The following is a 19,407-nucleotide window of genomic DNA, read 5'->3' on the forward strand; positions in this document are numbered from 1 at the left end:
GGTGTTCCCAGGCCCAGCCAACATGGTGCTCGGCGGTGCGGGGGATGTAACGACACCGGCCCGGCGGGTGTTCCCGGCGGTGGCTACCGGCCTGTGCCGGTGCTGCTTGGAGGTGCCGGGGTGTAACCGCGGCGGCCGGCAGGGTGTTCCCGAGCGGCTGCCACACGCACCAGCCGGCAGGTACTCGGCTGTGCGGGGGATGTAACCGCGGCGACCCGGCGGGTGTTCCCGGCCGCTGCCCTGCACCGCCAGCCCGAGGGTCGCGGTGCCATGCCAGGTATAACGACCCGGCCCGGCCGCCGATTCCGCCACCCGGGTGCGACCGGTCACGGGACGCGGCCCCCGAACGGGACAAACCTCGCAGTCGCCACCGTCCGGCGGGTTTTGAGCGGGTGATCGTCTCGACATCGCCGATACGGGGGTATCTCCGCGCAGGCATGCCCCACATCGGCGACCTGGAGACGATCAGATCGCGCGACGTGCGCCGAAACCACACATAGGGGACAGCGCCCGCGCGCGACACGCGTCGGATCCCAAGGGCCGGCCCCTGATCTGCACAACTTCGGGGATGTTGCTGCCTCAGCCCGTCGCGAGGCAGCAACATCCCCGAAAGTGCTGCCTACCGGTCGGGGCGACGGCCTGGCCAATGTTCCGAGACGGCGCATTCGGGCAAGATCGTGCTCGATGCAGGAAAGAGGGCTCTCGCCGCGCGGCCGAGGCCACTACAACCAGGATCGAGCGCGATCATGGGGCCGGAACAGTGCCGCACCACACGACTTCGGCGTTATCGCGCTATCCCAGCCGGTTGATAGCCCGATATCGGCGACGTCGAGTCGATCATGGTGAGGGCAAGCCTTCGACCGCTGGCGCAGGGGCAGAAGTCGCCCCCGCATCGGGTGGGCTCCCCGCGTCGGTGGTCGAGTCCGCGCCGGTGTCGGCCGGCGCCCCCGTCTCCAGGGCGGCCAGGATCGCCTCGGCGGTACGACGACCGACCCCGGGTACCTCGGTGATCTCGTCGACGGTCGCCGTGGAGAGCCGCTTGAGCGAGCCGAAGTGCCGTAGCAGCGCCTTGCGGCGTACCTCGCCCAGGCCGGGGACACTGTCCAGCGCCGACTCGGTCATCCGCTTGGAGCGGCGCTGGCGGTGAAACGTGATGGCGAAGCGGTGTGCCTCGTCGCGGACGCGTTGCAGCAGGTAGAGGCCCTCGGAGGTGCGCGGCAGGATGACCGGGAACTCGTCGTCCGGGAGCCACACCTCCTCCAGCCGCTTGGCGAGGCCGCACAGGGCCACGTCGTCGATGCCCAGGTCGGCGAGGGCCTGCGCGGCGGCCGCGACCTGCGGGGCGCCACCGTCGACGACGACCAGCTGCGGCGGGTACGCGAACTTTCGGGGCCGGCCGGTGGTCGGGTCGATCAGGACGCCGACCTGGGGGTCGACCGGGTCCGCCGGAGCGCCCGGATCGTCGGCCGACTCCACACCCACCTCGCCCGTCTCGGCGCGCGCGTCAAGGTAGCGGGCGAAGCGGCGACGCAGCACCTCGGACATCGCGGACAGGTCGTCGGTGGCGCCCCGGACGATGAATCGCCGATACTCGCTCTTGCGGGGCAACCCGTCCTCGAAGACCACCATGCTGGCCACCACGTCGGTGCCCTGGATCTGGGAGATGTCGAAGCACTCGATGCGCAACGGCGAGGTGCGCATGCCCAGCGCCTCGCTGATCTCGTCGAGCGCCTTGCCACGGGTGGTCAGGTCGCCGGAGCGTTTGAGCTTGTGCCGGGCCAGCGCGTCCTTGGCGTTGCGCTCGACCGTCTCCAGCAGGGTGCGCTTGTCGCCGCGCTGCGGCACGCGCAACGACACCCGGCTGCCGCGGTGGCTGGTGAGCCAGTCGGCGAGCGCGTCGGCGTCCGCCGGCAGCTCGGGCACCAGCAACTCACGGGGTACGTCCGCCTCGCCGTGCTCGCCGCCGTACACCTGGGTGCAGAAGTGGTGCACGAGGTCGCCGGTGGTCAGGTCCTCGGTCTTCTCCACCACCCAGCCGCGCTGGCCGCGGACCCGGCCGTCGCGGACGTGGAAGACCTGCACGGCCGCCTCGAGCGGGTCGTCGGCGAACGCGACCACGTCGGCGTCGGTGCCGTCGCCGAGCACCACGGTCTGCTTCTCCATGGCCCGGCGCAGGGCGGCCACGTCGTCGCGCAGGCGGGCGGCCCGTTCGAACTCCAACGCCTCGCTGGCCTCGGTCATCTCGCGTTCGATCTTGCGGACCATGGTGTCGGTACGGCCGGCCATGAAGTCGCAGAACCCGTCGACGATGGCCCGGTGCTCATCGGCCGAGACGGTGCCGACGCACGGGGCCGAGCACTTGCCGATGTAGCCCAGCAGGCAGGGACGGCCGACCTGGCCGGCCCGCTTGAACACGCCGGCCGAGCAGGTCCGCGCGGGGAAGACCCGCAGCAGCAGGTCGAGGGTCTCGCGGATGGCCCAGGCGTGCGAGTACGGCCCGAAGTAGCGCACACCCTTGCGTTTCGCGCCGCGCATCACCTGGAGTCGCGGGTACTCCTCGTCGAGGGTGACGGCCAGGTACGGGTACGACTTGTCGTCGCGGTAACGGACGTTGAACCGGGGGTCGTACTGCTTGATCCAGGTGAACTCCTGCTGGAGCGCCTCAACCTCGGTGCCGACGGTGATCCAGTCCACCGACTCGGCGGTGGTGACCATCTGGCGGGTGCGCTCGTGCAGGTTCCAGACGTCGCCGAAGTAGGAGTTGAGCCGGCTGCGCAGGTTTTTCGCCTTGCCGACGTAGATCACCCGGCCGGTGCCGTCGCGGAAGCGGTAGACCCCCGGTGACTCCGGGATGGTGCCGGGTGCGGGACGGTAGGTCGAGGGGTCAGCCACACCGCCAAGCCTAGTCCGCACCCCCGACACACCACGCCGACCGCTAGATCGACTCGGCGTACGGGAAGTCGGGGCATCGTCGCGCTCGGGACACCCCGACTTCCGGGAACGCGAGTTGATCAGCGTCCGGGCAGGCGCGCGGCCCGCCCGGACGGAGGGCCCTTCGTCAGGCCAGCGAGATCTGGTCGCCGGTGACCTTGATCTCCTTCGGGGGCAGCGGCTTGGTGGCCGGACCGGCCTTCACCGAGCCGTCCTCGATCGAGAACTTGCTGCCGTGGCAGGTGCAGTTGATGGTGCCGCCGTCGACGTTCGACACGGGGCAGTTCTGGTGCGTACAGATCGGGCTGAAGCCCTTGAACTGGCCGGCCGTGGGCTGGGTGATCACCACACCCTCGGCGGCGAGGATCTTGCCGCCGCCGACCGGGATGTCGGCGGTGGTGGCCAGCGACTGGGCGTTCTGCCGGTCGCCGCCGCCGGCGTCACCGGTGCTGGGCACGGCCGGGCCACCACTCGTGGGTGAGTCGCTGCCGCTGCCGTCGTCGCTGCCGCAGGCAGCCAGGACGACGGCCGCGCCGACCGCCCCGACGCCGGTGAGCAGGGTACGACGGGTCTGCGTACCCGGTCCGGTCAGCGCCTGATCGTCGCTCATGCCTCGCCTCTCTCTCGCCCAGTGCGCCGGTCCGAAAGCCGGCCACACTTCCTTTCACGCGCAACTGTGCCGGATAGTTCACCCCGGCATCCGGGCGACCCCGGCAAAAGGGGCGGGTCGTCATCCGACCCGCCCCCGAAGAGATGCTGGAAAGTCAGCGCGCGCCGGCCGGCACCTTGCGGGTCGCCCGCGTCTTGGTCGCGCCGTTGGCCTTGGCGGCCCGGGTGGTGGCCGCCGCCGCGCCCTTGGCCTCGCCGTCGAGCTTGAGCACCTGGCGCAGGAACTCGCCGGTGTGGCTCTCGGCGACCTCGGCGACCTCCTCCGGGGTACCGGTGGCGAGCACGGTGCCGCCCCGGTGACCGCCCTCGGGACCCATGTCGATGAGCCAGTCGGCCGTCTTGATCACGTCGAGGTTGTGCTCGATGGTGATCACGGTGTTGCCCTTGTCGACCAGGCCCTCGAGCACCATCAGCAGCTTGCGGATGTCCTCGAAGTGCAGACCGGTGGTCGGCTCGTCGAGCACGTAGACCGTGCGCCCGGTGGAGCGCTTCTGCAGCTCGGACGCGAGCTTGACCCGCTGCGCCTCACCGCCGGAGAGCGTCGGCGCGGGCTGCCCGAGCCGGACGTAGCCCAGGCCGACGTCGACGAGGGTCTTGAGGTGCCGGTGGATGGCCGGGATGGCGGAGAAGAACTCGGCGGCCTCCTCGATCGGCATCTCCAGCACGTCCGAGACGGTCTTGCCCTTGTAGTGCACTTCCAGGGTCTCCCGGTTGTACCGGGCGCCCTTGCAGACCTCGCAGGGGACGTACACGTCGGGCAGGAAGTTCATCTCGATCTTGATGGTGCCGTCGCCGGAGCACGCCTCGCAGCGGCCACCCTTGACGTTGAACGAGAACCGGCCCGGCCCGTACCCCCGGACCTTGGCCTCGGTGGTCTCGGCGAAGAGCTTGCGGACGTGGTCCCAGACACCCGTGTAGGTGGCCGGGTTGGAGCGGGGCGTCCGGCCGATCGGCGACTGGTCCACGCCGACGACCTTGTCGACGTGCTCCAGCCCGGAGACCCGGGTGTGCCGGCCGGGCACCAGGCGGGCGCCGTTGATCTGGTTGGCCAGCACCGCGTACAGGATGTCGTTGACCAGCGTCGACTTGCCCGAGCCGCTGACGCCGGTGACCGCGATGAGCTGGCCCAGCGGGAACGAGACGGTCAGGTTGCGCAGGTTGTGCTCGCGCGCGCCGTGCACCACCAGCTCACGGTCCTTGGTCTGCGGACGGCGGCTCGTCGGCGTCGGGATCGACCGTCGACCGGATAGGTACGCCCCGGTGATCGACTCCTTGTTCTTCAGCAGCGCCGGCACCGAGCCGCTGTGCACGATCTTGCCACCGTGCTCGCCCGCGCCGGGGCCGATGTCGACGATCCAGTCGGCGACCCGGATGGTGTCCTCGTCGTGCTCCACCACGATCAGCGTGTTGCCCAGCCCGCGCAGCCGGATCAGCGTCTCGATGAGCCGGTGGTTGTCCCGCTGGTGCAGCCCGATCGACGGCTCGTCGAGCACGTAGAGCACCCCGACCAGGCCCGAGCCGATCTGGGTGGCGAGTCGGATGCGCTGCGCCTCACCACCGGAGAGCGTGCCGGCCGGCCGGTCGAGGGACAGGTAGTCCAGGCCGACGTCGAGCAGGAACCGCAGCCGGGCGTTGATCTCCTTGAGGACGCGCTCGGCGATCAGCTTCTGCCGGTCGGTCAGCTCGATGCCGGCGAGCAGGTCGGCGCACTCCCCCACGGACAGGTTGCAGACCTCGGCGATGCTCTTGCCCGCCAGGGTGACGGCGAGCACCTCGGGCTTGAGCCGGGCGCCCCCGCAGGCCGCGCACGGCACGTCCCGCATGTAGCCCTCGTACTTGTCGCGGGACCACTCGGACTCGGTGTCGGAGTGCCGGCGCTCGATCCACTGCACCACACCCTCGAACCCGGTGTAGTAGGAGCGCTCACGGCCGTACTTGTTGCGGTAGCGCACGTGCACCTGGTCGTCGGAGCCGTGCAGGATCGTCTTCTGCGCCCGCGCCGGCAACGCCCGCCACGGGGTGTCGACGTCGAAGTGCTGCGCCTCGCCGAGGGCCTCCAGCAGACGCAGGAAGTATTCCAGGTTGTGGCCGGTGGACCACGGCTGGATGGCGCCCTCGCGCAGGCTGCGCTCCGGGTCCGGGACCAGCAGCTCCGGGTCGACCTCCTTCTTGGTACCCAGGCCGGTGCACTCCGGGCAGGCGCCGTAGGGCGCGTTGAAGGAAAACACCCGGGGCTCGAGATCCTCGATGGCCAGCGGGTGGTCGTTGGGGCAGGCCAGGTGCTCCGAGTAGCGGCGCTCCCGCTCCGGGTCGTCCTCCGGCAGGTCGACGAAGTCGAGCAGCACCAGGCCGCTGGACAGGCCCAGCGCGGCCTCGACCGAGTCGGTCAGCCGCTGCTTGGCGCTCGGCTTGACGGTGAGCCGGTCGATCACCACCTCGATGGTGTGCTTCTCCTGCTTCTTGAGCTTGGGCGGCTCGGTCAGCGGGTGGACCACGCCGTCGACGCGGGCCCGGGCGTAACCCTTGGCCTGCAGCTCGGCGAAGAGATCGACGTACTCACCCTTGCGGCCCCGGATGACCGGGGCGAGCACCATGAACTTGGTGCCCTCGGCCATCGCGAGGACCCGGTCGACGATCTGCTGCGGACTCTGCTTGGAGATCCGCTCGCCACAGACCGGGCAGTGCGGCTCGCCGATGCGGGCGAAGAGCAGCCGCAGGTAGTCGTAGACCTCGGTGATGGTGCCGACGGTGGAGCGCGGGTTACGCGAGGTGGACTTCTGGTCGATCGAGACGGCCGGGCTCAGCCCCTCGATGAAGTCGACGTCGGGCTTGTCCATCTGACCGAGGAACTGCCGGGCGTACGACGACAGCGACTCCACGTAGCGCCGCTGCCCCTCGGCGAAGATCGTGTCGAAGGCCAGGCTCGACTTGCCCGACCCGGACAGCCCGGTGAACACGATGAGAGCGTCCCGGGGCAGGTCGAGACTGACGTCACGCAGGTTGTGCTCGCGCGCGCCACGGATAATGAGTCGGTCGGCCACGGTACGTGTACTCCCGGGTGAAGGTGAAGCGGAGGGTCTGTCCCGCTCTGTGCTGTTTCCGAGCGGTCGTGCGGGCGCGGAAAACACGCCTCGGCAACTCTAGCCCCGAGGTACGACAGTTTCCCCCGCCCGCACATTCCCCCAGCTCAGCGCGGTCGGCCGCGCCGGCCGCGCGCCTTCGACACCGGCCTTTGCCGCCGGGCACGTACCCGACGGCAACGGCCCGGTCAGTAACCCCCGGGCGACGGCGGGCGTGCCGCCCGGCGTCGCGCCGAGCGCCAGCCGCCGTGTCGCTCGGAGGCGAGGCGGGCCACACGCCGCCGGCTCTCGTGCGCCACCTCGCCCTGCAGCCGCCGCCAGCTCTCCCAGCGGCGGGTGGACAGCTCACCGCTGTGCAGCGCGTCCCGGACCGCGCAGGCCGGCTCGCCGTCGTGCCGGCAGTCGGCGTACCGGCAACCCTCGGCCAACCCCGCGATGTCGGCGAACGCCCGGTCCAACCCGGCCACGCCGTCGAGGAGACCGACCGCGCGTACGCCAGGCGTGTCGATCACCGCACCGCCGCCCGGGATGGGCACCAGGGCCCGCCAGGTGGTGGTGTGCCGGCCCTTGCCATCGACCCGGCGGATCGCCTGGGTCGGCATCATCACCGCGCCGGCGAGCGCGTTGACCAGGCTCGACTTGCCCGCGCCGGACGGCCCGAGCAGCCCCAGCGTGCGACCCGGCGCGACCTCGGCGCGCAGCGGCGCCAGCCCGGTGCCCTGCTCGGCGCTGACCGGCAGCACCGGCACACCGGGTGCGACGGCGGCGAGTTGGCGGGCGAGCGCGGCCGGGTCGGCCGCGAGGTCGGACTTGGTCAGCACCACGAGCGGCCGGGCCCCGGACTCGTGGACCAGGGACAGCAGCCGCTCGATGCGGGCCACGTCCGGCTCCGGGTGCACCGGCTCCACCACGGCGGCGGTGTCGAGGTTCGCGGCCAGCACCTGGCCGCTGGCGTCCTTGCCGGCGGTACGGCGGATCAGCGCGGCTCGCCGGGGCAGCACGGCCCCCACCGTGATCCGGCGGTCCGGCCAGTGGGTGAGCAGTACCCAGTCTCCCGCGCAGGGCAGCGCGGAGGGGTCCTGGGCGGCGGCGGCCAACACGGACGGGCCGAGGCTGGCGCGGACCGGGCCGTCGACGGTGAGCACCGTGCAGACTCCCCGGTCCACCCGGGCCACCCGGCCCGGGTGGCGCTCGCCACGTCGGGCGGCGTACGACGCCCGGTCGGCGTCCCAGCCGAGGGCGGTCAGATCGATGGTCATAGCATCCTCATCGGTGTCGAGCTGGTGATGGCGGAACACGCGTGCCACGTCCGGCATGAACTCCACCTCCGTCCGACGTCCGAGTGCCGCATGTGACGCCGACGGTAGGGCGCGACGCGCCGCGCCGAAAGCGATTTCCGCGACGACGGCGCGCAGCCCGCCCGCCCGCTAGGGTCGACGCGTGCGCACAGCCGCGCCGTCCGAGCGACACGGCGCGATGCCACCGCACGGCCGCCGAGCACCTCCTCCACCGGAATGGATGTCGACACGTCATGACCTACAGCGGAGATGTCACCCACGGCGGCCCGCCGGCGGTCCGGGAGTTGCCCGGGCTCACGATCAGCAAGCTGTCGGTCGGCCCGATGGACAACAACGCCTACCTGCTGCGGTGCTCCGGCACCGGCGACCAGGTGTTGATCGACGCCGCCAACGAGGCGCCCCGGCTGCTGGAGCTGATCGGTGACGACGGCCTGACCGCCGTGGTCACCACCCACCAGCACATGGACCACTGGGTGGCGCTGGAGGAGGTGGTCGCCAAGACCGGCGCGCGGACCCTGGTGCACGCCGACGACGCGTCCGGGCTGCCGATCGAGGCGGACCACCTGGCCGAGGGCGACACCGTTGCGGTGGGTGACTGCGCGCTGGAGGTCATCCACATCAAGGGGCACACGCCCGGGTCGATCGCGCTGCTCTACCGCGATCCGGCCGGCACCGCCCACCTCTTCACCGGCGACAGTCTCTTTCCCGGTGGAGTGGGCAACACGGACAAGGACCCGCAGCGCTTCGCCGCGTTGATCGACGACGTCGAGCACAAGCTGTTCGACCAGCTGCCGGACGATACCTGGTTCTACCCGGGCCACGGCAAGGACAGCACCCTGGGCGCCGAACGCCCCGCCCTCCCCCAGTGGCGAACCCGAGGCTGGTAACCCACCCCCGGCCCGGGTCACCCACGAGAGCCCGACCGAGCCACTTCAAGCGGGTCACCCAACGTTGACCAATAACCACAGAAGGTCAAACAACCACCGGCAGACCGAGACCCTGCCGGCGGACCAAGCCCACGACGGGGGCGGGGGGGGGGGGGGGGGGGGGGGGGGGGCGGGGGCGGGGGGGCCCCGCCCCCCCCCCGCCGGCCGTGCCCGGCGCAGGGATCAAGCCTGACCGCCCGGAGCCGGGCACGGCAGGCCCCCGCCCCCAACCGCAACCAGAGTCAGCAACCAAGCGCGATCAGCAACCAAGAGCGATCAGCCGCCGCCGTGCCCCCAGCAACACGACGGTGGCCAGCACCAACCCCACCCCCATGGTCACCAGCAACGGGCTGGGCGCGCCCGGCAGCAGCGCGGCCAGCGACCGTGACGCGATGCCCAGCGCCAGGTAGAGACCGGCCCAGGCCGCCGCGCCGAGGGCCGCGCAGCCGAGGAACCGCCGGTACGACATCCGCAGTCCGCCGGCGGCCAGCGGCAGCAGAGCGTTGAACACCGGCAGGAACGGCGCGACCATCACCATCCGCCCGCCGCCACGGCTGAGGATCCCTTCGGCCGCACTCCAGCGTGACTCGCCGATCCAGCCTCCGACGCGACTGCGGCGCAGGGGTTCGGCGTACCGGCGACCGATCAAAAAGCTCAGCGACCAGCCGGCCAGGCACCCGGCGAGCACCGCGGCGAAGGTGGCCAGCCCGGTGGCCGGGCGTCCCACCCCGACCGCGGCCAGGATTGCCACGTCGCCGGGGATGAGGACGCCGAGCAGCGGTACGGCGTCGAAGAGCATCACCAACCCGAGTACGCCCATCAGGACCAGGATGGGTAGCTCTCCGACCCGGGCCAGCCAATGCGTCATGCCTCGTACGCTATGGCCGTCATGCCACCGTGGACATCCGGTCGCAGCCCTTACCGCCCCCTGGTGTCCACCTCGGGGTCACCCCTGAGGTGGCCGGCGGGTCAGGTGGGTCGCAGCACCCGCACCCGGCGTGGCGACGGGTCCACCGACGGCTCGGTGGTGGGCACCGGGTAGTCGGCCAGCACCAGCAGCCCGTCGACCGGCAGGTGCGCTCGGCCGGGGTCTCCGACCAGCACATCGGCGCCGGAGGCGACGGCCCGTCGCAGAAACGGCAGCATCCGGGCGGCCATCGGCCGGCTGTAGAAGACGTCCCCGGCGACCACCAGGTCCGCGTCGACGCTGTCGCGGTCGAGCAGGTCGTCGCCGTTGACGTCGACGGTGACCCGGTTGGCGCGGGCGTTGACCGTGACGGCCGCCACAGCGTACGGGTCGATGTCGTTGGCGACGACGTCGGCGGCGCCGGCCAGCGCGGCGGCGATGCCCACGAGTCCCGAGCCGGCGGCGAGGTCGAGGACGCGACGCCCGGCGGCCAGCTCTGGGTGGTCCAGCAGGTGCCGGGCGAGGGCCTGGCCGCCGGCCCAGGCGGAGGCCCAGTACGGCGGCGGCAGGGGGTGCCCGGCGAGCGCCTCCATCCGGGCCCACCAGACGATCGCGTCCTCGGCGAGGTGCAGCCGCACCTCCGGGACGAAGGGGGTGGGTACCAGTTGGAGCCGGTCCAGGCCGGCGCCGGGCGCGTCGATCTCGCGCTCCAGCTCGGACAGCGCGGCGGCTGCGGTACCCCTCATCGGCGCAAGCATGCCCCAGGACAGGGTGGTCGGGGCGGGTTTGGCACGCGGGTGACTTGGAGATTTCATCTGAGTTCGAGTAAACACCTACGGCACTTCGGCCGGCAGATCGGGGTTTCGCCCGCTACTGTCGAACAGGTACGGGCGACCATCGGCCTAGAGGCCGGTGGTCCGCCGCTTTGAACAGGGAGAGATGCATGGCAACCGGCACGGTTAAGTGGTTCAACTCGGAAAAGGGCTTCGGCTTCATCGAGCAGGACGGTGGAGGGCCGGACGTGTTCGTCCACTACTCCGCCATCGCTTCGAGCGGTTACCGGGAGCTCAACGAGGGCCAGAAGGTCGAGTTCGAGGTGACCCAGGGCCAGAAGGGCCCGCAGGCGGACAACGTCCGCCCGATGTAGCTCCGTGCCGGTGACGGCGGTCGGTTCCCGGCCGCCGTCGCAGTGCACTCACGACGCTGCCGCGGCGGCGGGCAGGTCCCGCCGCCGCCGGAGCGGTCCGATCAGCAGGATAAACGGGGTGAGCGCCGACCAGGCGGTCATCACGGTGATCGCGGTGCCGACGCCGTAACGCGCGCCGAGCGCCCCGGCCAGCACGGCTGCCAGCGGAATGGTGCCGTAGTTGAGCAGCTGCATGCTCACTGTCACGCGCCCGAGCAGGTGGTGCGGCGTGTACGTCTGCCGGAACGCGCCCTTGACCACGTTGCCGATGGCGACGCCGAGGCTGACGAGCACGCCGCCGAGCGCTGGCCAGAGCAGGCCGACTCCAGGGCCGGCCAACGGGATGAGCAGGGCGGACGGACCGGTGAGCGCCGCCCCGACCAGCAGGGCACGGGCGCTGCCGAAGCGCCGGGCCACCACGGTCGCCAGCAGCGCGCCGATGATCCCTCCAACGCTCATCACCCCGACGAGCACGCCCACCAGGCCCGGCGCGAGTCGTAGTTCGCGGACCAGGAACACGACCAGGACCGCCTGGTAGCCGATCAGACCGATGTTGCTGGCCGCGCCGTAGAGCGTCAGCACCCGCAGGTACGGGTCACCGAAGACGAAGCGAAGCCCGTCGGCCATGTCCCGGCGCAGCGATCGGGAGTGGTCCCGCCGTCCCGGACGCGCCTCGGCGGTGCGGATCCGCAGCAGGAACACCGCGGAGAGCAGGAACGTCAGCGCGTCCAGCAGCAGCGCGGCGACCGCGCCGACGAGTTGGGCGATCAGACCCGCGATGCCGGGCCCGACGACGTAGCTCACCGTCTGGGTGGCCTGGAGCTTCGCGTTGCCGTCGGGTAGTTGCTCGGGTCGCAGCAGCACCGGCAGGTAGACCTGGTCGGCGGTCTCGAAGAAGACCCGCGCCACGCCCGCGCCGAGGGCCACCAGCAGGAGTTGCGCGACGGTGAGGCGGCCCAGCAGCGCGGCCACCGGCACACTGAGGAAGGCGAGCGCGCAGATCAGGTCGCAGACCACCATGAGCGGCCGGCGCGGCAACCGGTCCACCCACGCGCCGGCCGGCAGGCCGATCAGCAGCCAGGGCAGCCAGGCGGCGGCGGTGATTACCGCGACCTGGAAGGTGCTGGCGTCGAGTACGGCGACCGCCACCAGCGGGAGCGCGACAACGGTGACGTTGCTGCCGATGCTGCTGACCGTCTGGCCGGCCCAGAGCAGGCGGAAGTCGCGGTGGCGCAGCAGCCCACCGACCGGTCGGACCGGCGTGGGGTCGGTGCGGGTGGCCGCCGTCACGGCCGGGCCGGTACGCCGTGGACGAACACGAACACCGGCTGCCGCTCGACGCCGTCGTCGGACCGCTCGCGGTCCTCCCAACGGGCGAGCAGGGCGTTGATTTCGGCGCCCAGCTCGTCCAGCTCCTCGGGCGTGAGGTGCAGCCACCGGTCGGAGGAGAACGGCGCGTCGCCCCAGGCGGCCTGCGCCGTCTCCTCGACGGCGTGCCAGGCGCGGGCCAGCGCGACGTGCCGGTCCAGGTTGAGCGAGGTGGCGGCGTCGGCGACGGCGCGGTCGGCGGGGTCGGTGTCGAAGTCGGCCGTGGACCAGCGCACCCCTCGGGTGACCAGTCGCCACCAGCGTTCGCGGCGGTCCCGGGCCAGCTCGGGGGCTTCGGCGACCAGGTCGGCGGCGGCGAGCACCTTGAGGTGGTGACTGACGTTCGCCGGCGCCTGGTCGGTGCGTTCGGCGAGCATGCCGACGGTCGACGGCCCGTGCACCTTGAACACGTCCATCAACCGGCGGCGCAGCGGGTGTGCCATGGCGGCCAGCACCCGTGAGTCGGTGACCTGGCGTACGTCGGGCTTCTCCATACCGGCAGCATGGCATCAGCAAGAGAAATTGCGCAACTGTTATTGCTCAACATTTCTTGCGAACCGCCGGGCGGGTGGAGGCGGCCCGGTGGGGTCGGGCCGCCTCCCGTTCAGGCGACGAGCCGGCGGGCCAGCTCGTCGGCGACCTGCTTGGCGATGGTGGGTGGGATGGCCGCGGCGATCTCTTCCGGCGTCAGCCCGGCCAACACGCCCTGGATGATCGCCTCCTCGTCGGTGAAGTCCTTCCCGGCCAGCGCCTTGAGCATGGTCTGCAGGTCGGTGAGCTGCTTCGTCATCGCCTGCAGGTTCCAGTTGCCGGTGACCGGGGCGCCGGTGTCGTCCCGGCCCTCCGCCAACCGGGTGTAGATCTGTCCGATCGGGTTGCGGCCGTCCAGCACGGTCAGGTTCTTGTGGACGGTGGCCAGCCAGTTGTGCTCTTCGGGGGTCATGTCGTCGTCCTCCAGGAGTCCGATGGAGCTGAGGTAGCGGCGGAACAGGGGGCGCTGGTCACGGCCCGCCTTGATGGCGTCGCGGAAGAAACTGAAGTGGGTGTGCCAGCGGTGCGAGCTGTCGCCGGTGGTGCGTTTGCCGAGTCGGTCCCACCGCTTCACGGTCGTACCGTCGGGGCTGTAGATGATCTCGCGGATGTCCCGGGTGTCGGCCGCGTTCGCGACGCACTGACCTACACACCACACCGAGAAGCTGGGCAGGGTGTGCCTACCGCCACCGGAGAGGACGTCGAACTCGCCGACGTCGATCGCCGCCGCGTCCAGGGTCAGTCCGGACCGATCCCGGGGTGACTCGACCACCGAGTAGTCGTTCGGGACCACCCGGTCCGAGCCGCAGTGATAGCCGCCCCGGTGGTCCGGGTCGCCGACGATGCCGACCTCGGCCGGATCGAGGTCGTCCGGGCCGGGCGCGTTGTCGAGGTGGTCAAGGAGCAGGCGTCGAAGGTCCAACAGATTATCCGGGGCCCGCGTCATGGGGTCCCCCTCTCAGGTGGGGCGGGGACCGGGCGCGACGTCACACCGCGTACGCGGTGTTGGGCTGTGGGCGAGCCCGGTCTGGTGGTGCACGGCGCCGGGCGTTGACCCAACCATAGCCCGCATTTTCGGTAAATGCCCAGCTCAGAGGCGCTCTGTTCAGATTGGAGGCGAAGCCGGGGCAGAGTGGACGATCGGCAACAGCAGCGCCGAGGGGTGCGCCGGGCCGTGAAGCACCTGCCGCGAACCGGCACGCAGCGTCACCGCCGTACCGAGAGGTTCGCCGGTGCCGGGGTTGCGTGCCCACCGCGGATGGGCGCCACCGGCGACCTGCACCCGCAGCCGGTGCCCGGTGCCGAACCGGTACGCGGTCGGCCAGAGCGTCACCGGCACCCGCAGCACCCCGGACGGGTCGGTGGGAAAGCGTTCGGGCGTCACCCGCACCAGACCGTCGCACACGTTCCACGACCGACCGCGCCGGTCCACATCGCACAGCCGCACGAAGACGTCCAGATGCGGCAGTTCGCTCCGGACGTGCAGCTCGGCGCGTACCGGGCCGATCACCTCGACCGGCTCGACGAGCGGCGCGCTGGTGTAGGTCAGCACGTCGGGGCGGGCTTCGACCTGCCGGTTGTCCACCGGTCCGGCTCGCTGGGCGACCAGCAGCGGCCCACCCAGCGACGGAGTGGGGTCGGCCGGGTCGTACCGAAACCCGTCGGCCGTCGACGTGACCGGGGGACGTACCGCCAGCTCACCGCCCGGATGCGGGTGCCAGGCGGTCCGGACGGTCGGCGGTGGCCAGTCCGGCAAGTCCCGCCAGCCGCCGGGTCCACCCACGTGCAGCCGGACGGGGGCGGCGCGGGGCGGGGGTTCGTCGTCCAGCGGCCCGTCGAGGTGCTCGTCGAGCCAGGTCAACCCCTCCCGCAGGGCCGCCACGAACAGCCCGGGGCTGCCGTGGGTCCAGGGCCCGATCACCAGGCGCGGTCGAGGGCCGTTGGCGCGCAGGGTGGCGTAGTCGTCGAGTTGGGCGGGCAGGAAGATGTCGTGCCAGCCGGTGACCATGACCACCGGCGCCCGCACCCGGGCCACCCGGTCGGCGAAGACCCGCTCGCGCCAGTACGCCGCCTCCGGGGTGTGGTGGCGCAGCCACTCCTGAAAGAACGGGATGCTGACACCGGTCGCCACCCGGTCGGCGTCCGCGAGCGGCAGATGCGCCAGCGCGGCGGCCAGCCGGGGCTGGCCGCGCTTGAGTTCCCACTGCCGGGCCAGCCACGGCACGGTCTGGGCGTGCAGCAGCTCGGCCCAGGTCAGCACGGTGTCCAGGGCGAACGACTCCCCCGCGTACGTCGAGTCCCGGGTGGCCGAGGCGGTCACCACGGCGACCATCGCGCGCAGCTCCTCGCCGGCGTCGGCGGCCAGCGCCCACTGGGCGAAGCCCTGGTAGCTGACGCCGAACGTGCCGAACGCCCCGGACCACCAGGGCTGGCGGCGCAGCCAGTCGAGGGTGTCGACCCCGTCGTCGCGCTCGTGCACCAGCGGGGCGAAGGTGCCGCCCGAGCCGCCGGTGCCCCGGCAGGACTGGATCACGGCGTGCCGGCCCCGCGCGGCGAGCAACCGGCCGAGCAGCCGCAAGGGACCACCCCGCCCGTACGGGGTGCGGATCAGCACGGCCGGCGCGGATGCGCGGTGCGGCGCCTAGTGGTCGGTGCGGAGCACCACGCCGTCCCGGGTGCGGACCGGTATGTCCCGGGTGGCCCGGACCGGGCCGGGACGCGTCACGGGCAGCCGCAGCGCGGCGGCGGCGAGGCGGGCGACGAGCCGGCCGGGCACGGTCAGCCCGTCGTCCGGTGGGGCGCCCCGGGCCGGGTGGCACGGACCGCCTCACGGTGCGCCCGCAGCGACTCGCCCATCTCGGCCAGGAACCGGTGCACCACTTCCAGCTCGTCGTCGTCGAAGCGGTCCATCACGGTGTCGGTACGGACGCCCAGCGGCCGGAAGAACTCCATCGCGAGGGCGGCGCCCTGGTCGGCGTAGTGCAGCAGCACCTTGCGCCGGTCGGTGGTGTCCCGATCGCGGCGGATGTGCCCGGCCCGTTCCAGGCGGTCGATCAGGGCGGTGACCGAGCCGGAGGACAGGTTGAGCTGCTCACCGAGGCGGCCGGGGGTGATCGGGTCGCCGAACAGTTCGGCGTCCATGACGGCGATCAACGCGTTCAGGTCGGTCGGGTTGAGGCCGTGCAGGTTGGCGAAGGCGTGACCGACCTGCTGGGCGTCCACCGCGTACCGCCGGAGGTTGTTGGTGATCTCGGCGACCAGCTGCTCGCGGCGCGTGTCGCGCCGCCGGTACATGCCGTGAGTCGCCACGTCGCGCCGCTTCTCCCCGTCGTCGGTCTCCCGGGTTGCAGCATAGAGCAGCCGCCGATAATCTCGGCAATCAAGATACTTGGCTTTCGAAAGACCTAGGGGTCAGCGATGTCCGTCTTCAGCAGGGTCGCGCGGGGTCGGCTGGCCGCCTGGCTGACCGTCGCCGCCGCGCTCGTCGTCGCCGCGGTCGTCTTCGGTGTCCCGCGGCCGGACAACCCGGCGCCGGTCTCCGCCACCGGCCTGGACGCCACGTGGCAGTCGACCCAGGTGCAACGCCTCCAGGACCAACTACCCACCAGCGACGTCCAACCGGCCATCGTGGTCGTCAGCCGCGAGGGCGGCGGAGCGCTGAGCGACGCCGACCGGGCCGCCCTGGCCTCCCGCTCCGGCTACCTGGGCCGATTCGCGGTGGGCGGCCGGGTGAGCCCTCCACAGGTCTCCCCGGACGGTACGGTCGCGCTCGTCGCCGTCCCGCTGGACACCTCCGGCGGTCAGGAGGAGATCACCGCACGGGTCGCCGAGCTGCGCGACGCGCTGTCGGACCTGCCCGACCCGCTGGCCGCCGAGGTCACCGGCGCCCCCGCCCTCACCGCCGACCTGTCGTCGGTCTTCGAGGGCGCCGACGTCACCCTGCTCGCGGTGACCGCCGCCGTGGTCGCCCTGCTGCTGCTGATCACGTACCGCAGTCCGTTCCTGTGGATCGTGCCGCTGGCCGTCGTCGCCGCGACCGAACAACTCACCCTGCGCGCGGTGGACACGATCGTGCCGGCCGTCGGCATCAACCTCCAGCAGGGCCAGGTCACCGGCATCGCCAGCGTGCTGGTGTTCGGCGCCGCCACCGACTACGCCCTGCTGCTCATCGCCCGCTACCGCGAGGAGCTGCGGCGCGAGCAGGACCGCTTCGCGGCGATGCGGGCCGCGCTGCGCCGTACCGCCGAGCCCATCCTGGCCAGCGGCGGCACCGTGGTGCTCGGTGTGCTCACCCTGCTGCTCAGCGAGCAGGAGACGAACCGGGCACTGGCCGTGGCCTGCGCCACCGGTGTGGTCTTCGCCATGCTCTCGGCGCTGTTCGTGCTCCCCGCCGTGCTGGTGCTCTTCGGTCGCGGCCTGTTCTGGCCGTTCGTACCCCGGGTCGGCGGTCCGGCCCGTGAGGGCCGGCTCTGGGGCCGGCTCGGCGGCCTCGTACGACGCCGGCCGGTGGCGGTCGCGGCGCTGTCGACCCTGTTGCTCGGCGGCCTGGCCCTCGGTGGGCTCGGGATTCGCACCGGCCTGTCCGAGACCGAGCAGTTCCGGGCCGCGCCCGAGGCGGTGACCGGCGCGCAGACCCTGGCCCGCGCGTTCCCCGCCGGCAGCACCCAGCCGGTGGCCGTGCTCACCACCCCGGCGGCGGTACGGGCGGTCACCGACGTCGCCGCCGCCGTACCCGGCGTCGCCTCGGCGCGACCGGGGGACGCCGGACAGGCCGTCGCCCAGGTCGACGTGGTGCTGGACGCCGAGCCCGGCACGCCCGCCTCGGACCGTGCGATCGAGGCGCTTCGCGACGCGGTCGCCGCCGTTCCCGGCTCCGCTCCCCCGGCCGTCAGCGGCGTCGAGCCGCCCGCCGGGGCGATCGTGGGCGGCTCGGTGGCCGCGACGTACGACTCCGACGAGGCCAACGACCGGGACCTGCGCCTCATCCTGCCGATCATCCTGCTGCTGGTCGGCGCGGTGCTGGTGCTGCTGCTGCGGGGTCTGGTCGCGCCGGTCCTGCTGGTGCTCACCGTGATCGCGTCGTTCTTCGCCAGCCTCGGCGCGGCGTGGCTGCTCTTCGACCACGTGCTGGACTTCCCGGCGCTGGACAGCGGCGTGCTGCTGCTCGCCTTCGTGTTCCTGGTGGCGCTCGGTGTGGACTACAACATCTTCCTGGTCACCCGGGCGCGCGAGGACGCCCGCAGCGCCGGCACCCGCGACGGCATGCTCTCCGCGCTGCGGGTCACCGGAGGTGTCATCACGAGCGCCGGGGTGCTGCTGGCGGCCGTGTTCGCCGTGCTGGGCGTGCTGCCGCTGATCACGCTGACGCAGATCGGCATCATCGTGTGCATCGGCGTGCTGCTGGACACGCTGCTGGTCCGCACGGTCCTGGTGCCGGCGCTGGCATTCCTGCTCGGTGACCGCTTCTGGTGGCCGGGCCGCGTCGCCGCCCACCCGGACGTCGACGCTCCGACGACGCCCGAGCCGGTGACCGCACGGGACTGACCGCCCACGCGCCGGGGGGCGGGGCCGGGAGGTGCCCGACCCCGCCCCCGGCGGCGTGCTCAGTAGCCCAGGCAGACGCACTCGGTCATCAGCGCCCGCACGTTGCGCACGTACGACGGGTTCGGGATGGCGAGGGGCTCGCCCTCCTGCGCCACCGCCCCGTGCCCGAAGTTGTACGCGGCGATGACCGCGTTGAGCAGGCAGGAGTCCAGTTCGGCGGTGCACAGGTCCGCGTCGAGCCGGAAGTCGGACTCGAAGTACATGTCGCCGATGTACTTGGTCAGCCAGGCCAGGTAGTTGGCGCCCAGGTACGCGTTGTCCTGGTAGGCGGCGATGTCGTAGCTCTGGTCGAAGCGCTGGTTCATCCAGGTGGCGGTGCCCGGCATGACCTGCATCAGCCCGACGCCGCCGTCACAGGCGTAGATGTTGGACTGCCAGCCGCTCTCCTGCCAGGCCGTGGCCTTGAGCAGATTGAGTGGGATCTTGAGGTCGGGGGCGGAGCTGGGCCAGTAGGTGCGGGCGGCGGCAGCGGACAGCGCCGTCTTCACGTCGGCACGGCTCGCCTGCGTGCCCTTGTAGCTGGGCTTGCAGGACGAGGGGGCGGGCTTCGGCGGCACCGGCGGGACATTCGTCTCGGTGGGCGCCTTGGCGACCACCCGCGGCTTCGTGGCCGGCGACGTACGCGTCGGCTTCTTCGACGGCTTCGGAGAGGCCGACGCGCTGCGACTCGGGGCGGTGCCCATCGCCGCCACCCCGCTCGGCGAGGGGCTCGCCTCGACGGACGGCTCGTCGACCGGCTCGTCGGTCGGCGCATCGGTGACCGAGACGGGGGCGCCGGCCTGGTCCTGCGGGCGTTCCCCCTTGCCGGCGCAACCCACTGTGCCGCCGGCTAACAGGAGGCCGGCGAGCACGAGCGCGCCCACCCGACCGGCTCGTTGACGCATGGTGATCCTCCCCCGTCGAACAG

The 19,407-nt window shown here is 72.0% G+C and carries 14 protein-coding genes and 1 pseudogene; 3 read left to right on the forward strand and 12 right to left on the reverse strand.

The window, feature by feature from the left end; all coding sequences use genetic code 11:
• Window positions 1-837: 837 nt before the first annotated feature.
• From uvrC to rsgA, 4 genes are all read right to left on the reverse strand, one after another.
• Window positions 838-2,892 (reverse strand): excinuclease ABC subunit UvrC, encoded by a 2,055-nt coding sequence (uvrC, locus tag ACLQ25_RS17885; RefSeq protein ID WP_425731987.1) that lies wholly within the window; start codon window positions 2,890-2,892, stop codon window positions 838-840.
• Between the two features lie 166 nt (window positions 2,893-3,058).
• Window positions 3,059-3,541, reverse strand: coding sequence for a Rieske (2Fe-2S) protein (locus ACLQ25_RS17890; RefSeq protein ID WP_425731988.1), 483 nt, complete (start codon window positions 3,539-3,541; stop codon window positions 3,059-3,061).
• A 154-nt stretch (window positions 3,542-3,695) separates the two neighbouring features.
• Window positions 3,696-6,641 (reverse strand): excinuclease ABC subunit UvrA, encoded by a 2,946-nt coding sequence (gene uvrA, locus ACLQ25_RS17895; protein ID WP_425731989.1) that lies wholly within the window; start codon window positions 6,639-6,641, stop codon window positions 3,696-3,698.
• Between the two features lie 227 nt (window positions 6,642-6,868).
• Window positions 6,869-7,939: a ribosome small subunit-dependent GTPase A gene (gene rsgA / locus ACLQ25_RS17900; RefSeq protein WP_425731990.1), complete on the reverse strand. Its 1,071-nt coding sequence runs from the start codon at window positions 7,937-7,939 to the stop codon at window positions 6,869-6,871.
• A 272-nt stretch (window positions 7,940-8,211) separates the two neighbouring features.
• On the opposite strand from rsgA, the gene ACLQ25_RS17905 reads away from it, so the two are divergent.
• Window positions 8,212-8,865: an MBL fold metallo-hydrolase gene (locus tag ACLQ25_RS17905; protein WP_425731991.1), complete on the forward strand. Its 654-nt coding sequence runs from the start codon at window positions 8,212-8,214 to the stop codon at window positions 8,863-8,865.
• Between the two features lie 298 nt (window positions 8,866-9,163).
• Here ACLQ25_RS17905 and ACLQ25_RS17910 read toward each other — a convergent pair whose 3' ends face one another.
• Both ACLQ25_RS17910 and ACLQ25_RS17915 read right to left on the reverse strand, forming a co-directional pair.
• Window positions 9,164-9,772, reverse strand: coding sequence for a DedA family protein (locus ACLQ25_RS17910; protein WP_425731992.1), 609 nt, complete (start codon window positions 9,770-9,772; stop codon window positions 9,164-9,166).
• Window positions 9,773-9,873: 101 nt separating this feature from the next.
• Window positions 9,874-10,569 (reverse strand): class I SAM-dependent methyltransferase, encoded by a 696-nt coding sequence (locus ACLQ25_RS17915; protein WP_425731993.1) that lies wholly within the window; start codon window positions 10,567-10,569, stop codon window positions 9,874-9,876.
• A gap of 185 nt (window positions 10,570-10,754) precedes the next feature.
• Here ACLQ25_RS17915 and ACLQ25_RS17920 point away from each other — a divergent pair, with 185 nt between their 5' ends.
• Complete coding sequence (locus tag ACLQ25_RS17920) at window positions 10,755-10,958, forward strand: cold-shock protein (RefSeq protein WP_007462771.1); 204 nt, start codon at window positions 10,755-10,757, stop codon at window positions 10,956-10,958.
• Window positions 10,959-11,006: 48 nt separating this feature from the next.
• Here ACLQ25_RS17920 and ACLQ25_RS17925 read toward each other — a convergent pair whose 3' ends face one another.
• From ACLQ25_RS17925 to ACLQ25_RS17945, 5 genes and pseudogenes are all read right to left on the reverse strand, one after another.
• Window positions 11,007-12,287: an MFS transporter gene (locus ACLQ25_RS17925; protein WP_425731994.1), complete on the reverse strand. Its 1,281-nt coding sequence runs from the start codon at window positions 12,285-12,287 to the stop codon at window positions 11,007-11,009.
• Entirely contained in the window at window positions 12,284-12,859 is a 576-nt protein-coding gene (locus tag ACLQ25_RS17930) for an ArsR/SmtB family transcription factor (RefSeq protein ID WP_425731995.1), read from the reverse strand. The genes ACLQ25_RS17925 and ACLQ25_RS17930 overlap by 4 nt, the downstream gene beginning before the upstream one ends.
• Before the next feature lie 110 nt (window positions 12,860-12,969).
• On the reverse strand, window positions 12,970-13,842 hold the full coding sequence (locus ACLQ25_RS17935; protein ID WP_425731996.1) for a hypothetical protein: 873 nt from the start codon (window positions 13,840-13,842) through the stop codon (window positions 12,970-12,972).
• A 159-nt stretch (window positions 13,843-14,001) separates the two neighbouring features.
• A pseudogene (locus ACLQ25_RS17940) lies at window positions 14,002-15,672 on the reverse strand (CocE/NonD family hydrolase).
• A 2-nt stretch (window positions 15,673-15,674) separates the two neighbouring features.
• A complete protein-coding gene (locus ACLQ25_RS17945; RefSeq protein ID WP_425732047.1) occupies window positions 15,675-16,190 on the reverse strand; it encodes a MarR family winged helix-turn-helix transcriptional regulator in 516 nt (171 codons plus the stop codon).
• Window positions 16,191-16,313: 123 nt separating this feature from the next.
• On the opposite strand from ACLQ25_RS17945, the gene ACLQ25_RS17950 reads away from it, so the two are divergent.
• Window positions 16,314-18,440 (forward strand): MMPL family transporter, encoded by a 2,127-nt coding sequence (locus tag ACLQ25_RS17950; protein ID WP_425731997.1) that lies wholly within the window; start codon window positions 16,314-16,316, stop codon window positions 18,438-18,440.
• A 59-nt stretch (window positions 18,441-18,499) separates the two neighbouring features.
• Here the strand turns inward: ACLQ25_RS17950 and ACLQ25_RS17955 are convergent, their stop codons facing one another.
• Window positions 18,500-19,384, reverse strand: a complete 885-nt coding sequence (locus ACLQ25_RS17955) for a transglycosylase SLT domain-containing protein (protein WP_425731998.1) — start codon at window positions 19,382-19,384, stop codon at window positions 18,500-18,502.
• Between the last annotated feature and the right edge of the window lie 23 nt (window positions 19,385-19,407).

It is taken from the genome of Micromonospora sp. DT44 (assembly GCF_049841635.1).
In the GTDB taxonomy this organism is placed as follows: domain Bacteria; phylum Actinomycetota; class Actinomycetes; order Mycobacteriales; family Micromonosporaceae; genus Micromonospora.

Bases quoted from the DNA above. Each gene is read 5' to 3' on its own strand.
- ACLQ25_RS17890 (WP_425731988.1), bottom strand. From the start codon at position 3,541: ATGAGCGACGATCAGGCGCTGACCGGACCGGGTACGCAGACCCGTCGT.
- rsgA (WP_425731990.1), bottom strand. From the start codon at position 7,939: ATGACCATCGATCTGACCGCCCTCGGCTGGGACGCCGACCGGGCGTCG.
- ACLQ25_RS17905 (WP_425731991.1), top strand. From the start codon at position 8,212: ATGACCTACAGCGGAGATGTCACCCACGGCGGCCCGCCGGCGGTCCGG.
- ACLQ25_RS17910 (WP_425731992.1), bottom strand. From the start codon at position 9,772: ATGACGCATTGGCTGGCCCGGGTCGGAGAGCTACCCATCCTGGTCCTG.
- ACLQ25_RS17915 (WP_425731993.1), bottom strand. From the start codon at position 10,569: ATGCTTGCGCCGATGAGGGGTACCGCAGCCGCCGCGCTGTCCGAGCTG.
- ACLQ25_RS17920 (WP_007462771.1), top strand. From the start codon at position 10,755: ATGGCAACCGGCACGGTTAAGTGGTTCAACTCGGAAAAGGGCTTCGGC.
- ACLQ25_RS17930 (WP_425731995.1), bottom strand. From the start codon at position 12,859: ATGGAGAAGCCCGACGTACGCCAGGTCACCGACTCACGGGTGCTGGCC.
- ACLQ25_RS17935 (WP_425731996.1), bottom strand. From the start codon at position 13,842: ATGACGCGGGCCCCGGATAATCTGTTGGACCTTCGACGCCTGCTCCTT.
- ACLQ25_RS17945 (WP_425732047.1), bottom strand. From the start codon at position 16,190: ATGTACCGGCGGCGCGACACGCGCCGCGAGCAGCTGGTCGCCGAGATC.
- ACLQ25_RS17950 (WP_425731997.1), top strand. From the start codon at position 16,314: ATGTCCGTCTTCAGCAGGGTCGCGCGGGGTCGGCTGGCCGCCTGGCTG.
- ACLQ25_RS17955 (WP_425731998.1), bottom strand. From the start codon at position 19,384: ATGCGTCAACGAGCCGGTCGGGTGGGCGCGCTCGTGCTCGCCGGCCTC.